General features: G+C 58.5%; 14 protein-coding genes. 4 read left to right on the forward strand and 10 right to left on the reverse strand.

The genetic code is table 11. The features are described 5' to 3' along the window. Positions 1–120 precede the first annotated feature (120 nt). The 5 genes from TERRO_RS14405 to TERRO_RS22165 all read right to left on the reverse strand — a co-directional run bounded on the left by TERRO_RS14405 (position 121) and on the right by TERRO_RS22165 (position 9,769). Positions 121–2,595, reverse strand: coding sequence for a glycoside hydrolase family 95 protein (locus TERRO_RS14405; protein WP_014786423.1), 2,475 nt, complete (start codon positions 2,593–2,595; stop codon positions 121–123). A 63-nt stretch (positions 2,596–2,658) separates the two neighbouring features. Further along, entirely contained in the window at positions 2,659–5,943 is a 3,285-nt protein-coding gene (locus tag TERRO_RS14410) for an outer membrane beta-barrel protein (RefSeq protein ID WP_014786424.1), read from the reverse strand. Between the two features lie 188 nt (positions 5,944–6,131). Continuing rightward, a complete protein-coding gene (locus tag TERRO_RS14415; RefSeq protein WP_014786425.1) occupies positions 6,132–7,145 on the reverse strand; it encodes a LacI family DNA-binding transcriptional regulator in 1,014 nt (337 codons plus the stop codon). 206 nt (positions 7,146–7,351) lie between these two features. Then, positions 7,352–8,902 carry a Gfo/Idh/MocA family protein gene (locus TERRO_RS14420; protein ID WP_245536100.1) on the reverse strand — a complete coding sequence of 517 codons (1,551 nt, stop codon included), beginning with the start codon at positions 8,900–8,902 and terminating at the stop codon, positions 7,352–7,354. A 147-nt stretch (positions 8,903–9,049) separates the two neighbouring features. Continuing rightward, entirely contained in the window at positions 9,050–9,769 is a 720-nt protein-coding gene (locus TERRO_RS22165; RefSeq protein ID WP_157178358.1) for a helix-turn-helix domain-containing protein, read from the reverse strand. Between the two features lie 298 nt (positions 9,770–10,067). On the opposite strand from TERRO_RS22165, the gene TERRO_RS14430 reads away from it, so the two are divergent. Further along, positions 10,068–10,823: an SDR family oxidoreductase gene (locus TERRO_RS14430; RefSeq protein WP_014786428.1), complete on the forward strand. Its 756-nt coding sequence runs from the start codon at positions 10,068–10,070 to the stop codon at positions 10,821–10,823. A gap of 448 nt (positions 10,824–11,271) precedes the next feature. On the opposite strand, the gene TERRO_RS14440 is transcribed toward TERRO_RS14430, so the two are convergent. After that, a complete protein-coding gene (locus TERRO_RS14440; RefSeq protein WP_081490642.1) occupies positions 11,272–12,552 on the reverse strand; it encodes a DUF2254 family protein in 1,281 nt (426 codons plus the stop codon). Between TERRO_RS14440 and TERRO_RS14445 the strand changes: the two genes are divergently transcribed. From TERRO_RS14445 to TERRO_RS14455, 3 genes are read left to right on the forward strand one after another with little or no spacing between them, the layout of a single operon-like run. Next, complete coding sequence (locus TERRO_RS14445) at positions 12,551–12,796, forward strand: hypothetical protein (RefSeq protein WP_014786431.1); 246 nt, start codon at positions 12,551–12,553, stop codon at positions 12,794–12,796. The genes TERRO_RS14440 and TERRO_RS14445 overlap by 2 nt on opposite strands. Before the next feature lie 43 nt (positions 12,797–12,839). Beyond that, on the forward strand, positions 12,840–13,571 hold the full coding sequence (locus TERRO_RS14450) for a hypothetical protein (RefSeq protein ID WP_014786432.1): 732 nt from the start codon (positions 12,840–12,842) through the stop codon (positions 13,569–13,571). A gap of 48 nt (positions 13,572–13,619) precedes the next feature. Further along, entirely contained in the window at positions 13,620–14,150 is a 531-nt protein-coding gene (locus TERRO_RS14455) for a hypothetical protein (protein ID WP_014786433.1), read from the forward strand. Between the two features lie 220 nt (positions 14,151–14,370). Here TERRO_RS14455 and TERRO_RS14460 read toward each other — a convergent pair whose 3' ends face one another. The 4 genes from TERRO_RS14460 to TERRO_RS22170 form a co-directional block, all read right to left on the reverse strand. Next, positions 14,371–14,721, reverse strand: a complete 351-nt coding sequence (locus tag TERRO_RS14460; protein ID WP_157178359.1) for a hypothetical protein — start codon at positions 14,719–14,721, stop codon at positions 14,371–14,373. Positions 14,722–14,904: 183 nt separating this feature from the next. Then, complete coding sequence (locus tag TERRO_RS14465; RefSeq protein ID WP_014786435.1) at positions 14,905–16,428, reverse strand: di-heme oxidoredictase family protein; 1,524 nt, start codon at positions 16,426–16,428, stop codon at positions 14,905–14,907. Between the two features lie 262 nt (positions 16,429–16,690). Continuing rightward, positions 16,691–19,045, reverse strand: coding sequence for a winged helix-turn-helix domain-containing protein (locus tag TERRO_RS14470; RefSeq protein WP_014786436.1), 2,355 nt, complete (start codon positions 19,043–19,045; stop codon positions 16,691–16,693). Positions 19,046–19,480: 435 nt separating this feature from the next. Further along, on the reverse strand, positions 19,481–22,228 hold the full coding sequence (locus tag TERRO_RS22170) for a PD40 domain-containing protein (protein WP_014786437.1): 2,748 nt from the start codon (positions 22,226–22,228) through the stop codon (positions 19,481–19,483). Positions 22,229–22,495 lie beyond the last annotated feature (267 nt).

The following is a 22,495-nucleotide window of genomic DNA, read 5'->3' on the forward strand; positions in this document are numbered from 1 at the left end:
GCACGAAAAGCACGAAGGCACCGCCCTCGCGAGACACTCGCCTAAAACGCTCGCAGAATGCGGCCGCCATCGCAGTCGACGAAGCTTGAGCAGAGCTCGGAGCTCGATGGTGAGACGCTTCTAAATGAGGCTCACGCGATAGCGACCGGCAGCGGGAAAGTTGATTGACAAGTCTCTCTTATCACCTGCAACGACTGCCTTTCCGCTCGTCCCGTTAAATGCGATTGGGCGTTTTGTTCCCTCTGGCAAGAGCACCCGAGCAGTCATAGCACGCTTCACGCTGAAGGCGAGTTTGGAAAGGCGCCCCTGTTCCCAAGCGATGTCTACGGTGACGTCGCCGCGGGCCTTCAGTCCGGCGACTGAACCAGTGTGGATGGCCTTTGGAAGAGCGGGCAATATTCGAATGGTGCCATTGTGGCTTTGTAAGAGCATCTCCGCAATGGCAGACGTCGTTCCGAAGTTCCCGTCGATTTGAAAGATCGATCCCTTCCCTGCGGGATGTGTGTCGAGAAAGTTTGCAGCACTGCTGTGCATGAGGTGCATCTGCAGTGAGTTCCACAGCTGATCACCGTCACCCATACGCGCCCACAGATTAGAGGCCCAGGCTCTGCTCCACCCTGTGTACGCGCCGCCGTGCGAGAGTCGACGCTCAAGCGACACGCGCCCTGCTGCCATCCATTGTGGTGTCCGCTCACTGTCAAACTCACTTCCCGGGTAGATGGGATAGAGGTGAGACATGTGGCGCTGGCCAGGCTCGGGCTCAGGAAAGTCCACGGACCATTCCTGCAGTTGTCCATATTGACCGACAGCATAAGGAACCAGCTTCGCGCTCTGCTGTTGCAACTGGTTTGCCCAATCGTGATCGACATTCAATACCTTTGCAGCCTCGGCGCAGTTACTGAAAATTTCGCGGATGAGAGCAATGTCCATGGTGCAACCAGCACTGACGCTGGCGCGTTTGCCGTCGGGCGCCGTGAACTGGTTCTCGGTCGACACCGAGGGACAGGTGGTAAGGTTTCCCTGGTCATCCGGTATCAACCACGAGGAACAAAACTGTGCAGCACCCTTCATCAGGGGATAGGCACGAGTCCGCAGAAAGTTCTGGTCCTGCGTGAAACAGTAGTGATCCCAAAGGTGTGCGCAGAGCCAGGGAGCGCTCATGGCAAAGTTCGCCCAGGAGGGATCGCCCTCACCTTCTCCTACCGGACTGGATAAACTCCAGATGTCAATGTTGTGATGTGAGACCCAACCGGGTAGGCCGTAGTTCGTCTTTGCCGTGCGAGCACCTGTCTCTGAGAGCGATTGCAGCAAGTCAAAAAAAGGCGCGTGAAAGTCTGAGAGGTTGCAGGTCTCAGCCAGCCAGTAGTTCATTTGTATGTTGATATTCGACGTCCAATTGCAGCTCCATGGCGCTCGCAGATCATCGTTCCAAATGCCCTGCAGGTTGGCCGGCTGCGTTCCGGGCCGAGAGCTACTAATGAGCAGATAGCGGCCGAACTGGAAGTAGAGTGCCAGCAGCGACGGATCAGGATGCGCAGCGAAGTCGCTCAAGCGCTCCGCAGTGGAACGCGTGAGGTCCTGCTTGCCGAGGTCGAGGAGTGTGCGGCGAAAGACAGCACGGTGTGCGGCTATGTGGACTCGCTCAAGTTGAGCGGCCGTCTTCCTGGACGCGTTGGCAAGTGTCTGTTGAACGCGACCCATGATCTCTGCCATCGGCTTGTCCGGAAGCAGTCCATGACCGCGGAACCCCGTTCCTGCCGCAAGCAGGATGACTACGGATTTTGCGTTAGCAATCTGTAGCGCGCCATCCTTTGCGTTGGTCACACCATCGCTGTGGATGGATGCCCCTGCGGCAAAGAACATGCCCTTCCCCGGCGTGTCCGAGTATTGGATTGGATCCTGCGACTTCACGTAATTGGGACGACTTACAACAGGAGCTTTCCCTTTCAACTGCAGCGCATGACCGGCGACGCTAACCTCATGTCGCAACTTGCTATCGAGACGAATCTCCATTGTCACTGGCTTTGTGGTTTCGATGAGCATCACCAGAACGTCATCTGGAAATGAGACGAATGCCTTTTTTGACACGCTTACATCACCCAGCCGATAGGTAGTCTTAGCGATCGCCGTGTCCAGATTTAAGTCTCGGCGGTAATCCGCCAGTTCCCCCTCCTGATGAAGCGTGACGTGGAGTCCGCCCAGCGGTTGGTATGCGGCGCTGTAGGGGCCCTGCATCTCTTTGCAGAGGGTATCGGCGAGGTGATAGTCCTTATTTTTCAGGACGGCTTGCCGCACTAATGGAAGTTTGCTCTTTGCCGCAGGATTGTTCCCGTCCTGTGGGTAGCCGGACCACAGCGTATCTTCGTTGAGCGCAATGTGATCCTCCAATGCGCCGCCGAAGACCATGCCACCGAGACGTCCGTTGCCGATTGGAAGCGCATCGATCCATTCCGCCGCCGGCGTGCGAAACCACAATTGATAGGGTGTCTCTTCTACGACCGGGGCATGGGACTGTGCAGAGCCTATGCGTGTGAGAGCGCTCGATGCTGCTGCGGCGATGGGGAAGAACTCCCTGCGGCTGATCCTGTGTCCCAATGAGATGTCCTATCAAGAGTTGAGAGGGATGCGTCACGATGATGACGCATCCCTGGTGTGCATTTAGAAGGCGAACTTCACGCCGAGCCGGAAATAGCGCTCGTCCGTCGTTCGTGATCCGGGGCTTGTCGAAGTGATGGTTCCGAAAGCTGCCGAGGAGACGTTGCCGTTGGGGTTAGAAAAGTGTGGAGTATTTGTGACGTTCAGAGCCTCCAACCTTCCCTGCATGGTGAGGTTCTCAAAGAGGGCGAACGTCCGGAAGATGCTGAGGTCAGCACCGGAGTAGCCCGGACCGCGCAGAGAGTTGAATCCCGCGGTGCCGAAACGTGCTGTCGTCACTGGTGCGAAGGCACTTGTGTCGAAGTACTTGGCGGGACTGCCGTAGATTGCGACCTGTTCCTTCAACTGATCGGCGCGTTGGGTGCTGCCCGGCGCATTGAGTGATGCGCCACTTGCCGATGGGCTGAACGGTGAACCGGAGTAGAAGCTGACAATGCCATTGATCTGCCAACCACCAAGGATGGTGGAGACAAGTCCATTGTCACTGAGGAACATCTGGTTCTTGCCGAATGGAAGGACAGCCGTACCGGAGATGCGCAGATTGTTCGTGCGATCGCCAGGCATGCGAGCGTAGTTCAGGCGGTAGTACTGTGGGATCGGGATTGCCGGTCCGCCGTCAGCATTGGCATCGCAACAAATACCCAGCCACTTGGACCAAGTGTAAGCGACCTGTATCTGCGAGCCGTTGCTTAAACGGTGCTGCAGAGTTGCCTGCAGCGAGTTATAGTTCATGCGCTCGTAGGGATAGATCACCACTTCAGAGCCGGTGCTGCCCGTACCAAGCGTGCCGTTGTTGAAGGGCTGGCTGGCTGCACCACCGCCCGGCAGACCATAGTTGATGTTGTAGCGCGTGTGCTGATGCACGGTGTGGGAGCCGACGTACCCCACACTTCCAAGCCATTGATGTCCGAAGTCACGCTCGAACGTCATGTTGTAGGACTGAACGTAACCACGGACGAAGTTCTTCGGGGATGTGGTGAAGGTCACACCCGCTGGCAATGGGATAACACCGGATGAGATATCAGGCGGCGTAATCGTGGGGATACCGAGGCTGAGTGAGCGGTAGGGTGTGTAGGAGTTCGGTCCAGAGTAGGAGGTCGTGATCTCGGTGGGATAGCTGTAGAGTCCGTCACGAACCATGTTGATCTGTTCGGGATTCAAGCTGTAGCCGGCACGCAAAACATCCTGGTCTGTAAGTCGTACCGCAATTCCCCCTCGGGGTGAGAAGAGCGTCTTCTGCACGTGGATACCGCAGTCGACCGGGTTCGTGCCCTTGCCGCAGATCTTGTATTGCTTCGTGTCCAGGTCGAAGAACTCGATGCCGCGGTCCTCACGAGTCGGCACAGGGTAATACTCCCAGCCAGATCCTACCGCGAGCGTGATGCGTGGATGTATCTGCCACGTGTCGCCGATGTACGGATTCAGAATCCATGTGCGGAGCGTCACGTTTGGAACCGTTTGCAGACTGTTGGCCGCGGTGTAAGGAAGCCCCAGAACGAAGTCGGCAAAGCTGTTGTACTGGTTGGGTGCCGATCCGCCGTTCAATGCTGTGGCGCCGCCGGTAAAGGAGAAGCCAGTGGGCTGCACTTCACTGTGATTCATGTGCTGCCGGCTCACTTCCATGCCGAAGCGCACGTTGTGCTTCCCCTTTGTCCAGGTGGCATTACCGGTGTACTGAAAGATGGGATCGTTATAGATCAGCGCCGGATAATCATAGCCGTAGTTTGAGAAGTTGCTGACGTTGAACTGGGGAATGGAGCCGCCAGAGGGCAGATCACCCAGGTTCGTACCGGGGATACCAAGAACGTCCGATCCGTAGCGCGTGGACGAGTTTGGCGGCGACAGTTGCTGGCGCGAATGCGTCAGGCCGAAGACGCCATCGAGCACCAGGTGCGGTGTAACGATGTAAGTGGCGGAAACCGAGAACGCGTAGACATTGCCACTCTCTTCCGCGGCATTGGAGCCGCCGAGGATTGGACCGAATACGGTGCCCTGGGTCTTGCCGTAGGGATAGTCACTGAATCGGCCAAAGATGTGTAGTTTTGAGCTGGCGTTCCAGTCCAGCTTCGTGTCGATCTTCTGCAACTTGTAGTAGCTCGGAGTATTGACGTAGTAGTTATTGGAAATTCCGCTGCCGAGGTTTGGCTGGGGAATGAGGGCAATCAGCTTTTGCGCGATTGGGTTGAAGCGGCTGCCGGGGATCACCTTTCCCGCGAACGCTGCGCGCCCCGCACCGCTTGCATCCCCTGTGGCCGGATCGTAGATGGGACTCGCAGAGCCGCTGAAGTCTCCCGCACGCATTGCAGCCGTAGGAACAGTCGCGATATTGATGTTGCCCTGGTGAAGGAAGTCTCCCTCGTAACTGCCAAAGAAGAAGAGGCGATCATGCAGGATCGGGCCGCCGATCGTTCCGCCGGGATTGTTGTCGATGTACTTCGGCAGACGCGAGGTCTTCGGCAGAAAATACGGTCGGGCCTTCATCAGATTATCGAGGTGATAAAGATAGGCGCTGCCGTGGAATTTATTGGTACCGCTACGCAACTGCACATTGACCGCGGCTCCATTTGCCATGCCCTGGTCTGCACCTGAGGTCGATGTGACTACATTCACCGTCTGAATCGCGTCGCTGGACGGCACCGCTGTTGTATAGAACTGCACCCACGGATTGGTGGCGCTCACACCGTCGATGCGGACGTTCGTGCCGCTTGCGCTGGTGCCATTTGCGCTGATGACCATGGATCGCATCGGATTGTTCGTTCCGCCATTGTTCGCCGACGGCGGTGCGACGCCCGGAACGAGTGCCAGCAACCCCTGGTATGTCCGTGTGGGCTGCGGCAGCGACTGCAGTTGTTCCGACGTCACTTCCTGATGAACATCGGCGCGATCCGTCTGCAGCGCGGCCGTGGTCGTATTGACCTCGACTGTCTCGTTCGAGCCGCCGGTCTTCAGCGTGGCATCGATACGGACCGCATTGTTGGGGTTCACGATCACGCCGGTTGCCTGGTAATCGCTGAATCCCTGGGCGCTGATGGACACGGTGTAGGCCCCTGGCGGGATACTCGGGAGTGTGTAAATGCCGGCGTCGTTGGTAGTCGCTGTGCGAGTATCTCCGGTGGCGCTGGAGACGATGTGAACCTGCGCGTTTGGCACAAGTGCACCGGATGCGTCCGTGACAGTGCCTACCAGCGTTCCGTACAGCACCTGTGCAGGACATAGCTGGGTTGCAGCGAGGGAAAGCGCTGCAGCGATGAGCGGCAACCGAAAGGGGTGACGACGGGGAAAAGACATGCGATACGCCTCCATAAGGTACTGCGTCCTTCCCACACGCCGGGCAGCTTCCCTGGCCGGTAGGAGGTTTTTGTTCTGATAGAGGGGGAATGTACGCGCCTCGCCACGCGAGTGTCAACCTTGACGTTAACGTTACAGTAGATGGCGCTCGATGCCCGGAATCGGTGACGGTTCCAGCGGCAGCAGTTCTAGTGGCAGGATTCGCGGAGGATCAGTTCGACCGGCTGGATCGACGTCCGCGGACGGCGCACCTTCGGATCGGAGCTGAGGATGGATAGCAGCATCTTCGCAACGCGCATGCCCAGTTCCCTGCTCTTTTGGTCGACACTTGTCAGCGGCACCCGCAGATGGGTGTCGTAGTGAAGATTGCCGCAGCCAACTACGGCGACATCCTGCGGCACGCGCAATCCCGCCTCCAGAATGGCATCGATGGCGCCAATCGCCAGCGGATCGCTGTAGCAAAAGACCGCGTCCGGCCTTGGATCGACTGCAAGCAGGCGAGTCATGGCCAACTTGCCCTCCAGATTGCTATCGACATCGACCGTGGACGTTTCGACAACGTACCTGTCATCGAGCTTTCGCCGAACCTCTTCGAATGCCTTCCGATAGCCCTGATAACGCCCGCGCCCAATCGAGCTTGCAGGACCGCGGATGTGAGCGATTCTTTTACGTTTCTTCGACAGGAGATGGGATGTTGCGAGATATCCCATCTGGACGTTGTCGGAACCGACGAAATCGCACGGAAAGTCTTCAAAGGACCGATCAAGGAGAATCAGTGGCGTGCCCTGCTGCTGGATCTGCCCGAAGAGTGCAGGCGGTTCAGAGGCACAGGATGCGACCACCAAGGCATCGAGCCGCAACGCAAGCAGGTGTTCCATCTGCTGCTCTTCCAGTCCTCGATCTTCTTCGGAGGAAGACAGGACCAGGTAGTAGCCCTTCTTGCGAAGTTCTGCCGCGAGAGATTGTGCTATTTCGACAAAGTAGGGATGCAGCAGATCTGGTACGACCAGGCCTACGAGTTGACTCTTGCCCGTGACAAGGGAGCGAGCCTGAAGGTTCGGGCGAAAGTTGAGTTCCTTTGCCTTTTCGAGTACCTTGCGGCGTGTCTCAGCGCCGATATCGCTATGACCCCGCATCACCTTGGAAACCGTGATCACAGAGACGCCAACGGCCACCGCAATATCTTTAAGCGTTGCCCGCATTGCTGCAGTCTACCTCAGTCGTCTCAACCAGTCCGCGCGATGTAACTCTGTTGCGCCGCGGTCGAGGACACCACGGCGCAAACAGGAAGACAGCACATATTCGACAGCTCGCGCAAAGCGCGCAGCCCTTACGAGTGCGCAGACACGTCCCTGCTCCCGCCTCACCGTTGCCGGTGATGACGTATCAGCATATCCACCACGCCATCTTAGGAGAGAACCCAACCAGAACGGTTCTCTCGCCGAATGAATGGCGCGGCCTGCGGGCAATTCTTCGCGATCATCCTGGGTCCATCCCATTCGATCTTCTGTCCAGCCCGAAGGGACACGCAGCCCAGCAGCATGATCTCTACGAGCCGTGCAGCAACATCGAAGCGTGAATAGCATAGCTCCGGCTTGTTTTCCTTCACGGCATTGAGCCATTCCAGCGCGTGCGCCTGGACCAGGTTTCCGGCGTTGCGATTACGAGGCAGTCGCTCTGGATACTTCGCCATGGCAGGGTGCTTCAGGTAATTTACAAATTCCTTATCGCCCTTCAGCTTGATGAAGAAGTTCGTGCCATAGTCGTCCGGTGAGAAGACCATGCCTCCATCGCCGATCAACAGGCAGCCGCTATCGGGAAGCTTGCCCTGCAGCGCGACGATGTCAGCAGTCAGTTCTGCCGGCGGCTTATTTGTCAGATCGTGTCCGCCACGAAGCGCCTCGTTCGGCTGACCGCCGTCGTACCACCACAGCGTGAGTGGATCGTGTTCGACCTTGCGGTTGTGATGGAACAGATGAGGATGCTCAAGCGGAACGCGGGCTGTGCGCTTCGGGAAGGCGAAGCGGATCTTGGAGCCGACGGGATACGACTCCTTGTTCATCTTGCCGAGAGGGATCGCTTCAATCTCCGTCGGGTAATCGAGATCCAACGCACGGAACGGCATGTTCACGGTGTGGCAAGCCATGTCGCCGAGCGCGCCGGTGCCGAAGTCCTGCCAGCCGCGCCAGTTGAACTGCGTGTACACGCCGTTCTTATCCTTGGGATTGCGATTGCCAACGTACGGCCGCATGGGAGCGGGTCCGATCCAGGTATCCCAGTCCAGAGTGGCTGGGATGGGATCTTCGCCGACCGGCCGATCCATCGCCTGCGGCCACACGGGACGGTTGGTCCAGACATGCACCTCATGCACCTGCCCGATGAGGCCGTCCTGGATGGTCTCAACAGCGCGACGCAGGCCTTCGGACGCGCTGCCCTGGTTGCCCATCTGGGTGACGAGCTTCTTGTCATGCGCCATGGTGCGGAGGTAGCGCGCCTCATAGATGGTCTGCGTCAGCGGTTTCTGACAGAAGATTGCCTTGCCCTTCTTCATGGCGAGCGTTGCAGCAATCGCGTGCATGTGATCTGGAGTAGAGATGGTGACGGCATCAATCTGATTGCCCATCTGGTCCAGCATCTGGCGGAAGTCCTTGTAGAACTTCGCGCTCGCATACTTCTTGGTCTGCGTCTCGTACGCCTCGGTTCCCGTGTCCACATCGCACAATGCGACGATATTTTCCCCAGCGCAGGCGTCGGTGTCGCTCCTACCCTTGCCGCTGAGGCCGATGCAGGCAACGTTCAGCTTGCTGTTGAGATGCTGTCCGCGCACAATCGCCGGCATCCCCAGCGCAAGAGCACCAGCGGCCAGCGAGGTGGTTTTGAGGAATTCACGGCGATCAACACGGGAAGGAGCGGCAGCGTGCGGACCGATCAGGAGCAGGGATTCACTGGACTTAGACACGGGCACAGGATACACATGCGACGTTACTGCCGCCAAACTTGCAGGTTCCTTGCCGCGACAGGGCATATCGATTGTGATCAGCGGAGCCGACTGCGACACTGCGACAAAACTAGAGTTCCGTGCGTGCTCCGGTGCATCGCTCGGCGATTACTGATCCAGGACGAGGCCTCTTCGGAGTTGGCCAGGAGTCACTGACCGCTCTTTCGTCATCGCTGAAGTCAGGTGCGTCTGACTCGAGAAACCTGCCTTGAACGCGATATCGGTGATAGACGATTTCGTGGTCGTGAGTAGTTCCTGCGCAAGATCTAGACGCAGATTCACCAGGAATTTATGTGGAGTCTGCCCGGTCTCGGCTTTGAAGCACTTCAGGAAGTGGTTAGCCGAGTAGCCCACAACATCAGCCAGACTTTCTACCGTGATTGCCGTGCCGATTTCGCTTCGCATGTACTGCGTGACCTTGTCGATGGTCTTTTTCGGCATCCGCCGTTGGCGGCGTTCCGGCCGTGCGGCTGCGGAAGAATGGTTCCGAATGAGTTCCATTCCGAGCAGCGTGAGCAACGAGTCTGTGTACAGGCTGGAGGGCTCGTGATGCGGCTGCATAAACTCCGAACGAAGCATTTGGGCGATCTGTCGTATCCGGTCCGAGACGAACGGGAGAGCATCGACTTCCAGCTCCAACCGTGTGGCGCCGACCTCCTGCTGAGCAATCTTGCTTAGCCAGTCGGACTCGACCGAGAACACTGCCACCTCTTTGTGGTTGTGCCAACGCGCCCAGTAGTCAGCGCCGGCCGGCACAATCTCGCATGAGCCTGCGTGCGCATCAACGGTTCGAATACGAGAGCCTGCCAGCCTCGTCTCGCGTCCCACGCACGTGGTGAAGCTGCAAAGGATGAGGTGTCCAGTCAACTGATGGGAGATCTCGGCCGGCTGATGCCGATTGATGGCCGCCATGCCGTGGTCGGTCGTGGAGCTTGGTCCCCACTTAGGAACAGGAACTGCCGCTCGCTGCGCCGGCCTTTCTTTCTTCAGGTCCGGACTCAAAGGACGCTCTCCACAGCGTGCTCAGTTTAGCACCGTAATCTGCAAGAACCGGGGTTTCCTGAAAGACCTCCTGGCCTGCCATTTCCTACTCTGGATTTGCGCTTACAAGCGCCAGGAGATCACGATGACGTATTCACTCGCAGGTAAGACCGCCGTAGTCACCGGAGCCACGCGAAACATGGGACGGGCCGTAGCGGTCATGCTCGCGGGCCATCAGGCGAACGTTGTGGTTCATTGCCGTTCCAAAGCCTCTCTGGCTGAAGCGGAAGAGACCGCGCGCCTGGTAGAGAGCGCCGGAGGCCGGGCCGCCGTATACCAGGGTGAGCTTACCGATCAGCAGTCGGTTGAGGCTGTCTTCGAGTTCGCCGACCGCACTTTTGGAGAACTGGGTGTGCTGGTGAACACCGCGGGCAAAGTCATCAAGAAACCGATTGCGCAGATCACGGAGCAGGATTATGACGACAGCTTCATGATCAACGCAAAGGTGCCTTTTTTCGCCATGCAGTCTGCAGCGAAACGAATGACAGCGGGTGGTCGCATCATCAACATCGGAACCACTCTTCTTGGTGCAACCACTGGTCTGTACTCGATCTACGCCGGCAGCAAGGCGCCCCTGGAAGACTTCACGCGCGCCCTTGCAAAGGAGATCGGTGCGTCCGGAGTGACTGTCAACACGATCGCCCCCGGTCCGCTCGACACGTCCTTCTTCCACCCTGCAGAGACAAAGGAATCGACAGACTTCTTGAAGCACATGAGCGTTACCGGCGAGCTTGGCAAAGTGGAGCAGATCGTTCCGACGATCGAGTTTCTGATCTCACCGGAAGCGCAGTGGGTCACGGCACAAACGATCTTCGTCAACGGTGGTTTCGTGGCGCGCTAGGCGCACGCAAAGGTCGAGAACGCTGCGCGGCCGAGCCTCGCTGCAGCGTTCTCGACCATCACGATGGGGGCCTAGACCTGGTCCGATTTCAGCGAACGACACGGATCTATTCCGGCTGCTCCTACTATGACTGCCGATCGCCGTTGAGCAGATGTGCGAGCCCTGTCCGCAACTCGGCAAGTTCGGCTCGCGCACCAAGCTCCTGATAGGTCGCCGCAAGTTCCTCCAGTGCTGCACACAACGCCCGAGTCGGGATGTGGCTGGAGAGCGATTTCCCCAAAGTTCCTACCATCCGAAACACTCCTCCCCTGGAAGAAGCGGGCAGCGTCGGAAGGCTTACGCTGAGTGACGAGACAATTAGTGCAAGGCTCTGGTGCTGGTGAGACTCCGTGGCGGCAACCATCAGGCTTTCGATCGAATCCAGTACCTGCGCGAAAAGCGGATCATCTTAAAAGATCTGTGTTGCCGTCGGTTGGGCTCGCTGCACTGGAGTCGCCCATGCGTGTAATAGTCTTTGCAACGCGTGGATCACGATCGCGCCGACAGCCGGATCAGAGTGCGCTGTCGAAATGGCGGTCCAGCCGATGGTCGCCAGGTGATCGAGGCTATAGGCCGGATCGTGTGTGATGTCGCGTTGCACACGAATCATAAGTGCTTCGAGTACCCGGCGTGGAAGCTCAGTGACATTCGTCGCTCCACCAATCCACGCAACCCGTGTACCCGCAGGAAGAAACGAGCCGATTGGCTTGGTTAAGTACAGGCGCGCTGCGGGTTCTGAGGCGAGAGCACGTTCGAGCGCCTTGAAGTCAACTTTGACCAGATAGCCATCCGCAGGACAAAGGATGGGTATTTCTGCTGCAGGCTGTACAAGGGGAGCCGCGGCGGCGAGCAGTTGCAACTGCCGTACCCGAGCTTCCTTCGCAGCTTCAACTATGGTGTCGATGACCGTCATCGGCCGCGTCTGATCGACCGTTCCGTAGATCAACACGATAAGAGCAGTCAGCGCCAGCGCCCCAAGAAAGGTAGAGACCATGACGCCAAACACAGGGGTCTTCGTGTGCGTTGTTTGCACCAGAGTGATGAGTACAAACAGCGAGACGCCGACAAAGAAACCGAACCACGCGCGATTTGATTTGCGGCGAAGATAATGATCAACGATCTGCGAGTTCAACACAGTCGCGCCCTGTTGCACTGCCAGCAGAAGGATTGAAAAGGTTAGTGACGTGACGGTGAATAGACTGCCTGCAATCGCTGTCAGAACTCCGATGGCCGCCTGCGTGTCGCCGACATACTGACTGAGCCACAAGCGGAAGAACCCCCATGTCGCCTGCGGACCTGCGTGGTTGTCGAGCCAATCCACCAATTCCGCAAGAATGACAAAGCCGACGACAATCAGCGAAGGGATGATCAGAAATTCCCACACGGAATCATTACGCCGCTTTATTAGTCCACGCACTCCGACGACTCCTTTGGATGGGTAACACTTGATCTGCGGTACTCGATATCTTTCAGAGCACAAGGGATCTCCATCAGTTGCTACGCCGGCACAGAGAACGAGACGCGAGTCTCCCCAGGAGGACCCGGTTGCCGTAAATCGGTCGCTCCAGGAGCGCGTTGGAAGCGACTTAGAGGAGGCAAATGGCGCCTGGCCAAGAAAAAAGGGCAACGAAGTCATAGCTGAGTCATAGGCTTTCTTTGAGCGCACATGCGCTTTAAGGAGCAATACCATGACTCAGAAGTCCCTTTTCGTGTTCGCACTGTCACTCGCACTCGGCACCTCGGCCCTCTCCGCTCACGCAGCATCCACCGCAGTAAGCGGTGCGAACCCACGCCCCCAGGCCGTCAGCGGCGCAAATCCCCGTCCCCAGGCAGTCAGCGGTGCGAACCCACGGCCACAGGCGGATAGCAATGCGGTCGCCTCATCCCCGGACGTGAGCGTTTGGGCAGTCCTCATGACGGCACTTGGTCTGTAACAAACAGCAGCCTTCGGGTACCCTTTCGGAAGAGGGGGTATCCGTGAAGCTGTCTCTTTTAGAGATCGCCTTATGGGCGGTGAACTCGGTCCTCAATGTCGTCCTGCTTCTCGTGCTGTTTTTAAAAGGGCGCTGGAGGATCGTTCCCTGGTTCACCACCTGGATCGGGTACGGATTGTTCTACGCACTCGCTTGCTTTCTCGATTACAGGCTCGGCTCCAAAGAAAGTTATCGTGTCGTCTATTGGGTCGGCGCCCTGGGTGACTTCCTGCTCCAGATCGCAGTCATTGCGGAGATCGCTCGATCTGCTTTGAAGCGAGAGGGAAACTGGGTGGAAGGGGCTAAGAAGGCGATTCTCCCGTTCCTTGCATTCGGGCCGATTCTAGCGGCCGGGCTGGCGACATGGATAACGCCAGCTGCGAGCAATGTTCTTGACGGACTGGCGTCGCGCGCAAGCCTCTTCTCCACAGTGCTGGTTTGCTTTCTATTTGTCGCGGTGGTCCGAGCGACGCAGAACCTTGGTCTTGATTGGCGAAGCTATATCGCGCGCGAAAGTTTCGGGCTTACGGTGTGGACGCTGGCCGCCTTCGTGATCGATTCCCTTCATGCCTACTGGCGCACTATGGGACACTTCGGACTCCTTGAAAATACGAGGAACTCTGTATATCAAGGTGTTCTTTTGTTCTGGTGCATCGCCTTCTGGTTACCGGAACCCGAGACGCCAATTATGCCCGCACGCTTGAAAGATGACTATCAGCGCCGAATACAGCGATAAAATGATGAGCGGTGACTCTCACCTCGTCCATCCCCACTGGAGTGTTGCATGCTTGTCCTGATCGTTCTGTTTGGCTTTCTCGCCTCCTATGGAGTGATTCAGGGGCGCTTCTATTGGCGACGACGCAGAGTCCATAGAACAAGTGTTGAGGAGCTTGCAGCCCGGATCCGACCCGTGGACATGGACCTGATCAGCGAGATTGCGGCAAACTTCCTAAATCCTTCGCAGCTGCGGTTACGCTTGGAACCTCCCACAATGTGGCGTGATCTTGGTGAGGAGAAAGGCCTGGCGGTCCTGGCGGCAAATGCAGACGCGATGCTGGATCTTGCAACAATAGCCTCGAAATGGGATCAAGTTGAAGGACGAATCATCGCGGAGATGGTCCGTCGGGACGGCGTCCGGCTCAAGCGCGCCGTGTGGAAGATCCGAGTCGCAACTCTCTTCGGGTTTTGTGAGGTCTTCGCACCGTTTCAATTGCAGGAAGCTGCCGCAGCATACTACCTGATGCGAACACGGTTGCTGACCCTCTACGAGGGAGCACCTTTCGGTATCTCATTCCCTTTGGCCGCAGCCCTGTAAGCTATTTCCAATCGAAGCGTCGCCGATGTCTACTATTCCGCAGTGATGAGGATGTTGTGGGCGTTTGGCTGGTGTGGAGTTCAGGATCCGCCGGGCCTCGCTTGTTACAACGAACCTCTGTTCGGATAAGGACGCCGACGATCGGTTCGAATCGATCGTTAAGTCGCGACTTCGCGGAACGCTGCTGTCGGTAGACTCCCTGAGTTGCAAGTGACGAGCCTCAGCTGGAGCCGCCAACCTCCTGGTGAGTTGCTGACTTATCTCGCCTATAGACACCCACGACCTTCACGGAAACGCCCTGCGAATCAGAGGAGATTGTCGTGATGGTCATGATCCGGCCGTCCTCAGACAGCACGCGCTCGCTGGTCGCAGCTACCTGGAAGGCACTCTTATAGGTTGCTGTCACAGTGTTCTTCTCGCGGCGAAGGCTTACAGGCAAAAGGATTCCTTTGGTGCCTGTGACCATGGCGGGCTTGCCGTCGTAGCCCGCGGTGTAGTCGACATCGAATGCCTCACCGATTGCGGGTTGCGTATGTGAGTGGTAATGCACGCCGCGGACTTCTCGTGTCATCTCGATGGTCATCTGTTTCGGGCACGTGTCTGCCGGGTAGCGCGAAGCCGACGGATCGAGTATCCATCTTCCAAGAAAAGGGTCCGAGGCGGCGTCAGCGTCTCGGACGAGTGAAGGACTTAGCATGATGATTGATAAACAGAACGCTGACAGTGGTTTCATCGTGACTCCGGATCTCTGCTGCTAGAGAGTCCTTAGAAAATCCAGGATGGATTGCTTGTCGACTTCCGGCAGCCTGTTAAAGCGGCTGACGGTCCCATTCGCCTCGGAGAAGCCGTACCTCGCGGAGTCGCGATCCTTCGCAGGGTTGTCGCCGCCGTCGAAGCCGGGAAAGGAGAAGTGATCCTGGATGGCAGTTGCCAGGTCCGAGGTCCGGCCGTCGTGCAGGAAGTAGATGCGCTGCCCAAGGCCCCAGAGAGGCGTAGTCCGAAACTCATCCGGTCCCGCGTTGCCCTGCACGATGTTGTCTGCCATCGTTGCGCCCATGTGGTGCACCAGCAGATCGGAGTATAGGTTTACGCTCTGTCCGCGGAGGGCCACCGTGTGAGCACCGATCTCATCCCACTGGCCAGAAGGGTTCGCCGTGCCTGGCGTCTGCATGGACGGGGTGTGGCAGAAGGAACAGCCGATATCCTTGAAGAGCTGCCTACCGCGCGATGCGGAGGCCGACATGGGTGCGGGCTGTGGAGCATCCACGAAGCGCATGAACTCTGTGAACATGAGCCAGGCGGGCATAATTTTGAGCGGGTTGTTGTAGGACACACCGTCGGTGCGTGGAACGTCGAAGGGCTCGTAGGCCTTGTTGCACTCCGAGTCTTCATTGCGGGAGATCGGGAAAAGATCGTTACTGATGCCCATTTCCACGTTGTAGGCTTCTCCGGCGAAGACGGTTAGTGAGGCGTTCTGCGCCTTCCATCCGAAGCGGCTGATCGTGCCGGTGTTCGGGTTGATGTTGGGTCGTCCCTCGATGCCGAGCGCCCGTTTTTCTTCCCGATCGGCACGCATATTGTCACGAATGGTCGAATCTTGAATCGATTCAATCAGCCCAAGTCCGAATAACTGCAGCGGGATGCGAAAGGCGAGGTTGCGTTCCCGCATTTCCTTGTCAAAGTCAGGCTGGCGGACCCGGCAGGAGGCCGGAATATCTGATCTGCCGGCGAGCGTGAAGAGACTGTGAACGCCACCGTCTCGCGCACCGTCCCTACCAAACTTGAAACGCACTTCGCGGAAGGCGCCGTTGCGCTCTTCGAAACTGGGGACGATGTTGTTTGCGCCCATGCGGCCGGCGACTTCAAAGGCAGCGTTCTTCCGCTGGGCACTGCCACCGATGGCGGGCTGGGAGTGGCAGGTGAAGCACTGGTCCGCGTTGAAGACCGGTCCCATGCCCGCCGAGTTGATGAGCTTCTTCGGCGAGAACGGATTGCTTGGATCGGGATCGATCGGAAGCACACCCTGCGGTTGCTGCACGCAGGTGTCGCAGGTTCCCTCAAGCTCGGAGACTCGCAACAGACTCTCTGTGAAGAGAGCGATCTCGTTTTCGTTCAGGCCTGGAACCGGGTTGGGAATCGCGCTCTTCGGATTCGGACGTGGGCCGGGATCGCGTGCGCGAAATCCGGGTGGTGTGTGCTGTGCGAGTGCAAGTTTGCAGGGTACCGAGAACGAAAGCAGCAGGATTAGAGAAGGTAAAGCAGTGTAGACGGGCTTCACGGGTCGATCTCCTTGGAATGGCCTCCGCGGGAGCACGTCCGAAGCAGGTGCACGTACGTAGCGCAAAGCAGGCACCTGGTGTTGTCGTGCGAGAGGGGTGCCTACACAATGCGCTGCCGGTGCTCGTTTGCGTCTTAGAAAAGCGCTGTGTTTGTCTTAGGTTTTTCTTAGTGACGCCATGTGACGGAAAGACATGACGTAAAGAAACGCAGTGCCCTCGGATGGCTACTGAACCGGACGATGGCCTCGCTTTGTTTTCGAGTCACAGGACCCGAGATTGTTCCCGAGTTACTTGTTGCAGTATGGGGAGTCCGGCGTCGGCGCCGCTTAGGCGTTGGAGAAGCTTTTGGTAGTTAGCCCTCGCATCTTCCCGCTTTCCCTGCGCGACATAGGCTCTCGCAAGATTGATCTGAGCCAAATTCAGGAGCGGGTCACACAGCACAAGCCCGGGATGATCGACGATCTTCTGGAACTCCGCAGCCGCCTGCGGCGCCTTACCCATTGCAAGGAAAGACAGACCGCGAAGGTAGACAGCATTCAGGGGCAGGCTTACTTCAAACTGGGACGTAGGTTGAAGCAGATCAATCGCCTGCTGCGGCTGATTGTGGCCAAGGGCCAGCGCTGCCTGAATCGTGGGGAGATACTCGTAGCGGACAAGCGTGTCCTCCGGGAATCTCCGCCGGAGATCGGCGATGAGTCGTAGAGCTTCGTCATCGTGCTTCGTCATCGCGAGGACCAGAGCCGCAGAATATTCGACACTTCTTGCCGTCGATAGAAGCAAGGAGGCGCGCGCTTCTTTGACTGCCGCCTCGGGATAGCCATAGAGCACGTCTGTGGTCGCCTGAGCCACCGTGAGTTCGGCCTCTGTCTCCTGCCTTTGTCCACGCCGCGTGATTCCAACGGCCTGCTCCTGCAAAGGGCGCGCCTGCGTCATTTTCCCTGCTTGCGCCTGTGTCGCTGCGCGGTAGTGCAACAACCACGGATTCGTCGGTGCAGAATCCGATGCCCGCTTCATTGCGTTCTCATCCCCTTTTAGAAAAGCCATCCGGTAGGCAGTACTGACAAAGCCGGGCAGGAAGAGTTTTCTCTGCGCTGCCTGCTGAAGGATTTGCTCCGCTTCGCCGACACGATTGAGCGCGATCAGATTAACCGCGGCATTTCGATAGCCCACGACGAAATCCGGATCGACGGTCATCGAGTCGGTCGCCTCCTTCAGCGCCCGGTCGTATTGTCCATACGCGGGATACACGATGGCCGAAAGAAAGGCCCTGGGATATACATCGCGTGGGTACATCTGAATCCACGCCTCGCAGGCGGCCTTCGCTTTTTCGAGATTCCCCGTGACTAGCAACTCGTACGAGACATCGATCGAGAGACGTTCGCGATAGCTTGCCCGCTCTCGCAATCCATAGGCCTTCTGAGTGCTCTGGATAGAAGCCGCTTCCTGCCCCAGGTCTGCGTACATCCGGCCCAGCCACACATGCGCTTCGGCGAACGCAGGATCGAGTTCCGTCGCCTGCTGAAACAACGGTACGGCGGCAGCGCTACCCTTTGTATTGAAGTTCCCGATGCCGCGACTGAAAGCCCGCAAAGCGTCTAAAGAGGGCGTCGTGGCTTCCGCGAGTGGTGTGTCGAGGTCATGGATCGTGCCGCTGGCTTCGCCGATTCGTGTGCGAAAACGCGTGGCGATCTGGCTAAGGGCGTTCAGCGCATCTTCTTTGCGTGCAACCTGAACCTGTTCCGCATCGAGCTGTTCGCCCGTGCTGCAGCGTCTGGCCTGCAGGCCAATGACATATTCTTTGCCCAGCCTGTGGATGGATCCGTTGAGTACGACCGTACCAGCGATGCGTTGACAGACCTCACGAGCTGCTTCCGGTGTGAGTACGGCATCGGTGTGCAGGCCCATCATTTTGAGCGTGTTTCGTATCTGGCTGTCGCTGGCCAACCGCAGGACGGGTGATTGTTCCAACTGCACGAGCATGCCCTGACGAAGCGCATCGTCGAAGGCGTGATCCTCGGTCGTGTTGGTGAAGTCCGCGAGGACGATTGTGTCCTTCGTACTCAGGGACGCGCCCCGGCTCCGTCGCTGCACGAGGAAAGCCCCGAGGGCCACTGCGCCGAAGACAAAAGCAGTCAGGATGCGTGTTGCTGTCTTTTGCTTCTTCGCGGCTCTGGACTCAGGTGCCTGAAGAGGAGCCACGGTGCTGGGTGCTGTTGACGGCGTTGGCTTGGCTACCGCATCGGATGCTCCGGGATCGGCAACGACAGTCGACGAGAGAACCGTCATTGCAGGGTCAGCGGACGAAGGCCTGATCTCGACTGGCGCGATGAAACGGTAACCACGCGTCGGAATGGTCTCAATGTATCTGGGTGCGCGCGGATCGTCTTCCAGGTGTTTGCGGATGACGGCGATGGCGCGGGTGAGGGTCGTTTCCTCGACGTAGGTGTCCTTCCACACTGCCTCCAGGAGTGTCTTCTTCTCCAGGAGTTTGCCCTGGCTGCCGACCAGAACGAGCAGCACTCGAAGCGCGCGCGGCTCGATCGCGATGCGCTGGCCGTCACGGCGGAGAGAGAATTCCTGTTCACTTAATTCAAACTTGTCAAAGCAATAAAACAAGTAGACCTCTCGGGGATGAGGCAGGCGAAGAAATAGCGCACGCAAGTGTTGGCGGCAAGCAGTGACGGCTTCGGGTGTTCGCGACCAGCTTACTACTGCGCCGGGAATCTCCCTATTTCCTGTTGCGCCGTGCGTCTCGCCAGCTCAGATGTTCCTGCTCAGCGTCTCGCTGGCTCAGCAGCCTGGATCAGGTGACCTAGCGACTTATCGGCAATGAACCAAAGCTCGCCAGGGCACCGGGATACTATTAGAGGGCGCGGCAACACTAGCAGAAACGCTGCTGCGGCTCAGCCCGCCACGCCGCAATGAACGGCGTGATGAGGACACGTACAGCGATTAAGTACGGATAATCGGCTTTCCGCAACAATGCTCCGGGATCAAACACTTCAGCCGTGGTGTCGTCACACCACGGCTAGGTTTTCCCGATGCCGCTTTTCAGTAACCGGTCTGGGCCAGGTACACCTGTCCACCGCCCATGAATGCGACATAGTGACCGTCGGCACTGATAGATGGATAGATGAAGACAAGCTGTGTTGCCCCCACCACATTGTCAGGATCCGCCGACGCCTTGCTGGTAGACGGCGAACAGCCCGCCGGAGCGCCAAGGCAGGTATCGCGCACCATTGGGGTTTCGGTGAAGGCACCTGCCGAGTTCCTGCCCTCCTGAATGTAAACGACGTAGCGTCCGTGTTCGCTGATGCTGCGGAATCCGATGAAGCTCCTGGAAGTGGCTGCTGGATCGGTGGCGAGAGTGGTGGAGGGTACGCAGCCTGAGGGGGCACCGACGCAGGTGTCGCGGACATAGACCCTGGGAGTGTTGGTCGAGACGCTTCCCGCAATCATGTGCGAATCGGTCGAACTGAAGACGACGTAGCGTCCGTCTTTGCTGAAGGAAGGTTCTTCCGACGCCAGGGCCTCATTGGCAAGGTTGCCGTCTCCTTCGGTGCCGTCCGCCCGGACGTCCATGGCCGTGTAAGTGATCGTGCAACCGGTGGGTGCGCCGATACAGGTGTCCTGCAGGAACAGATGCAGCGCTGTGCTGTACGTGGGAATGATGTCGTTCCCGGCGGTGCGGAAGAGGATATAGCGGCCGCCGCTGCTGATATCCGACTGGAAGGGTTGCCGGGGTGGCGTCGCGCCTGACCCAAGCGCTACGCGTGTCGAGCTGGGGGTGCATCCCGCCACGCCAGTACAGGTGTCACGCACAAAGATCGCCCGCGAGCTCGTGTTGTCGGGATTGGTGACGAGTGCCGAGAAGACGATGTATCTGCCGTCTGGACTCAATGCGGAGCAGCAGGAGCTTGGCGTTGCGAGGTTCGGGTCACCGGGGATGTAGTTGATGTGTGTGACAGACGGGCTGCAAGCCGAGGCTCCAATGCAGTTATCCCGGAGATCGATCCGGCGGAAGTCCGTCGCTTCGAACAGGGCATATCGCGCGTTACTGCTCAGGACCAGATACCGGTACGCCCCATTTAAATAGAACGTTTCCGGATCCTGGGTAATTCGCGCAATCGAGGGCACGCATCCCGCCGGCGCGGAACCGACACAGGTGTCCCGCAAGAAGCCATCCGTCTGCCGATTCGTATCGCCGGCGAAGATGTCCGTCGCATACGAGGCGAACGTCACATAGCGGCCATCCTGACTCAAATTGGGTGGAGAGTTCCCCTGGTTCACATTTGAGTTCCCGCCGTTATAGCTAGTCGACAGAAGCTGCACGATCTTGCCGCTGACCGGGGCTGACACCGCGAAGGTCACTGCGTTGGAGAGACCGCCCTCGTTGGAGGGATTCTCCACCGTGATGGAGATGGTTGCAGCGGACGTAAGATTTGCAGCGGGTACAGCAGCCTCAAGTAGTGTGCCGTTCCGGACCGTCGTTGTCAGCGCCGTCCCGTTCCACTTCACAACGGAGCTGGCACTGAAGCCCGAGCCGTTGACGGTGAGCGTGGTGGCCGGAGCGCCCGCAACCACACCTGTCGGCGACAGAGACGAGATCACCGGTGCGGCCGGCGTAACGGTGAAGGATAACGTGTTGGAAGCGGGTGCGGTCCCTTGAATTACGGACACCGTCACGCTCCCTGCGGCAGCCAGGTCTCCTGTTGTGATCGCCGCCCTTAGTTGGGTTGCGCTGACAAACGTCGTCGGCTTCGTCCCACCGTTGAAGGAGACGGCAGCTCCTGCGGTAAAGCCGGTTCCAATGACCGTCAGATCAAACCCGGCACTCCCCGCGCGCACGGATGTTGGGGAAAGCGACGCGAGCGAAGGAGCCGTGGCAACGACTGTGAAGGGTAACTGGTTGGTAGAACGAACGCCCGCCTGCACCACGTCTACATTCGTCAATCCTGCCGAAGCAAGATCGGATGCTGGAACGGCAGCGGACAACTGGGTTGGGCTGACAAATGTCGTTGGACGGGCAGACCCAGCCCACGCGACCGTTGCTCCAGAGATGAAACCGGTGCCGTTGACTGTCAGGGTGACTGCGGCGCTGCCCGCTGTCGCGGTTGCGGGCGACAAGGACGTCAACACGGGACGTGCGGACGTGATGGTGAAGGCGAGGGTGCTCGACGTGTCTCCGGTATCGGTGTTGGCGACCGCAACCGCAGCGCTTCCCGGCGTCGCCAGGAAGCTGGCTGGGATGACTGCGGTCACCTGCGTCGCACTCACGACGGTGGTCGTGACGATCCGGCTGCCGTTCCAGACAACTTGCGAGCCCTGCCGGTAGCCTGTGCCGTTCACGGTCAGCGTGAAGCCGCTGCTGCCCGCGGCAGCCGAAGCTGGGCTGAGGGTCGTGACGGTGGGTAGGGGGAGAGTTGCGTTCACGGTGAAGGTCGAGGCTGACGACTTCTGGCCGTCGGGGTTCGCGATGACGATCTGCGCCGTGCCGGCAGCAGCCACATCGCTTGCCGCGATGGCCGCGCTGAGCTGCGTGGGGCTTGTGTAAGTGGTGGTTCGGCCGCTGCCGTTCCACTGCACAGCAGAGCCGGAGACGAAGCCGGACCCGGTCACGGTCAGAGAGAAACTTGCAGCACCCGCAGTGATCGTCGCAGGACTGAGCGACGAGATGCCTGGTGCCGCTGCGGCAGGCGTGGATTTGGCGGAGTCACCGCATCCGGCCACGATCGCAAGAGAAGCAAGGAGAAGGAGATAAAGATTCAAACGGAAGGGAGAGCGGCGCGCTGTGATCATTTCTACTCATTCCTTGGAGGGCCCAGGGCGGGGGTACTAGAGGGGATACGGCACCGGTCGCACGGATCACTCAAAGGGTGACCCAGGGTCAAGCACCACACGGTTGAGTCAACGGCTCGGCTGTAGTGTGTCCGAGGCGACCGGTGATGTCTATGACCAGGCCCTTAGCCTTTTGTGATGTTTTCCTTAGAGGAAGACATCGTCTTACGTCACGACGCTCCCCATAGGAGGCAGCAAACGGTAGCGGAACTCCTGCAACGCATAGGG

The organism is Terriglobus roseus DSM 18391, assembly GCF_000265425.1.
Lineage (GTDB): Bacteria > Acidobacteriota > Terriglobia > Terriglobales > Acidobacteriaceae > Terriglobus > Terriglobus roseus.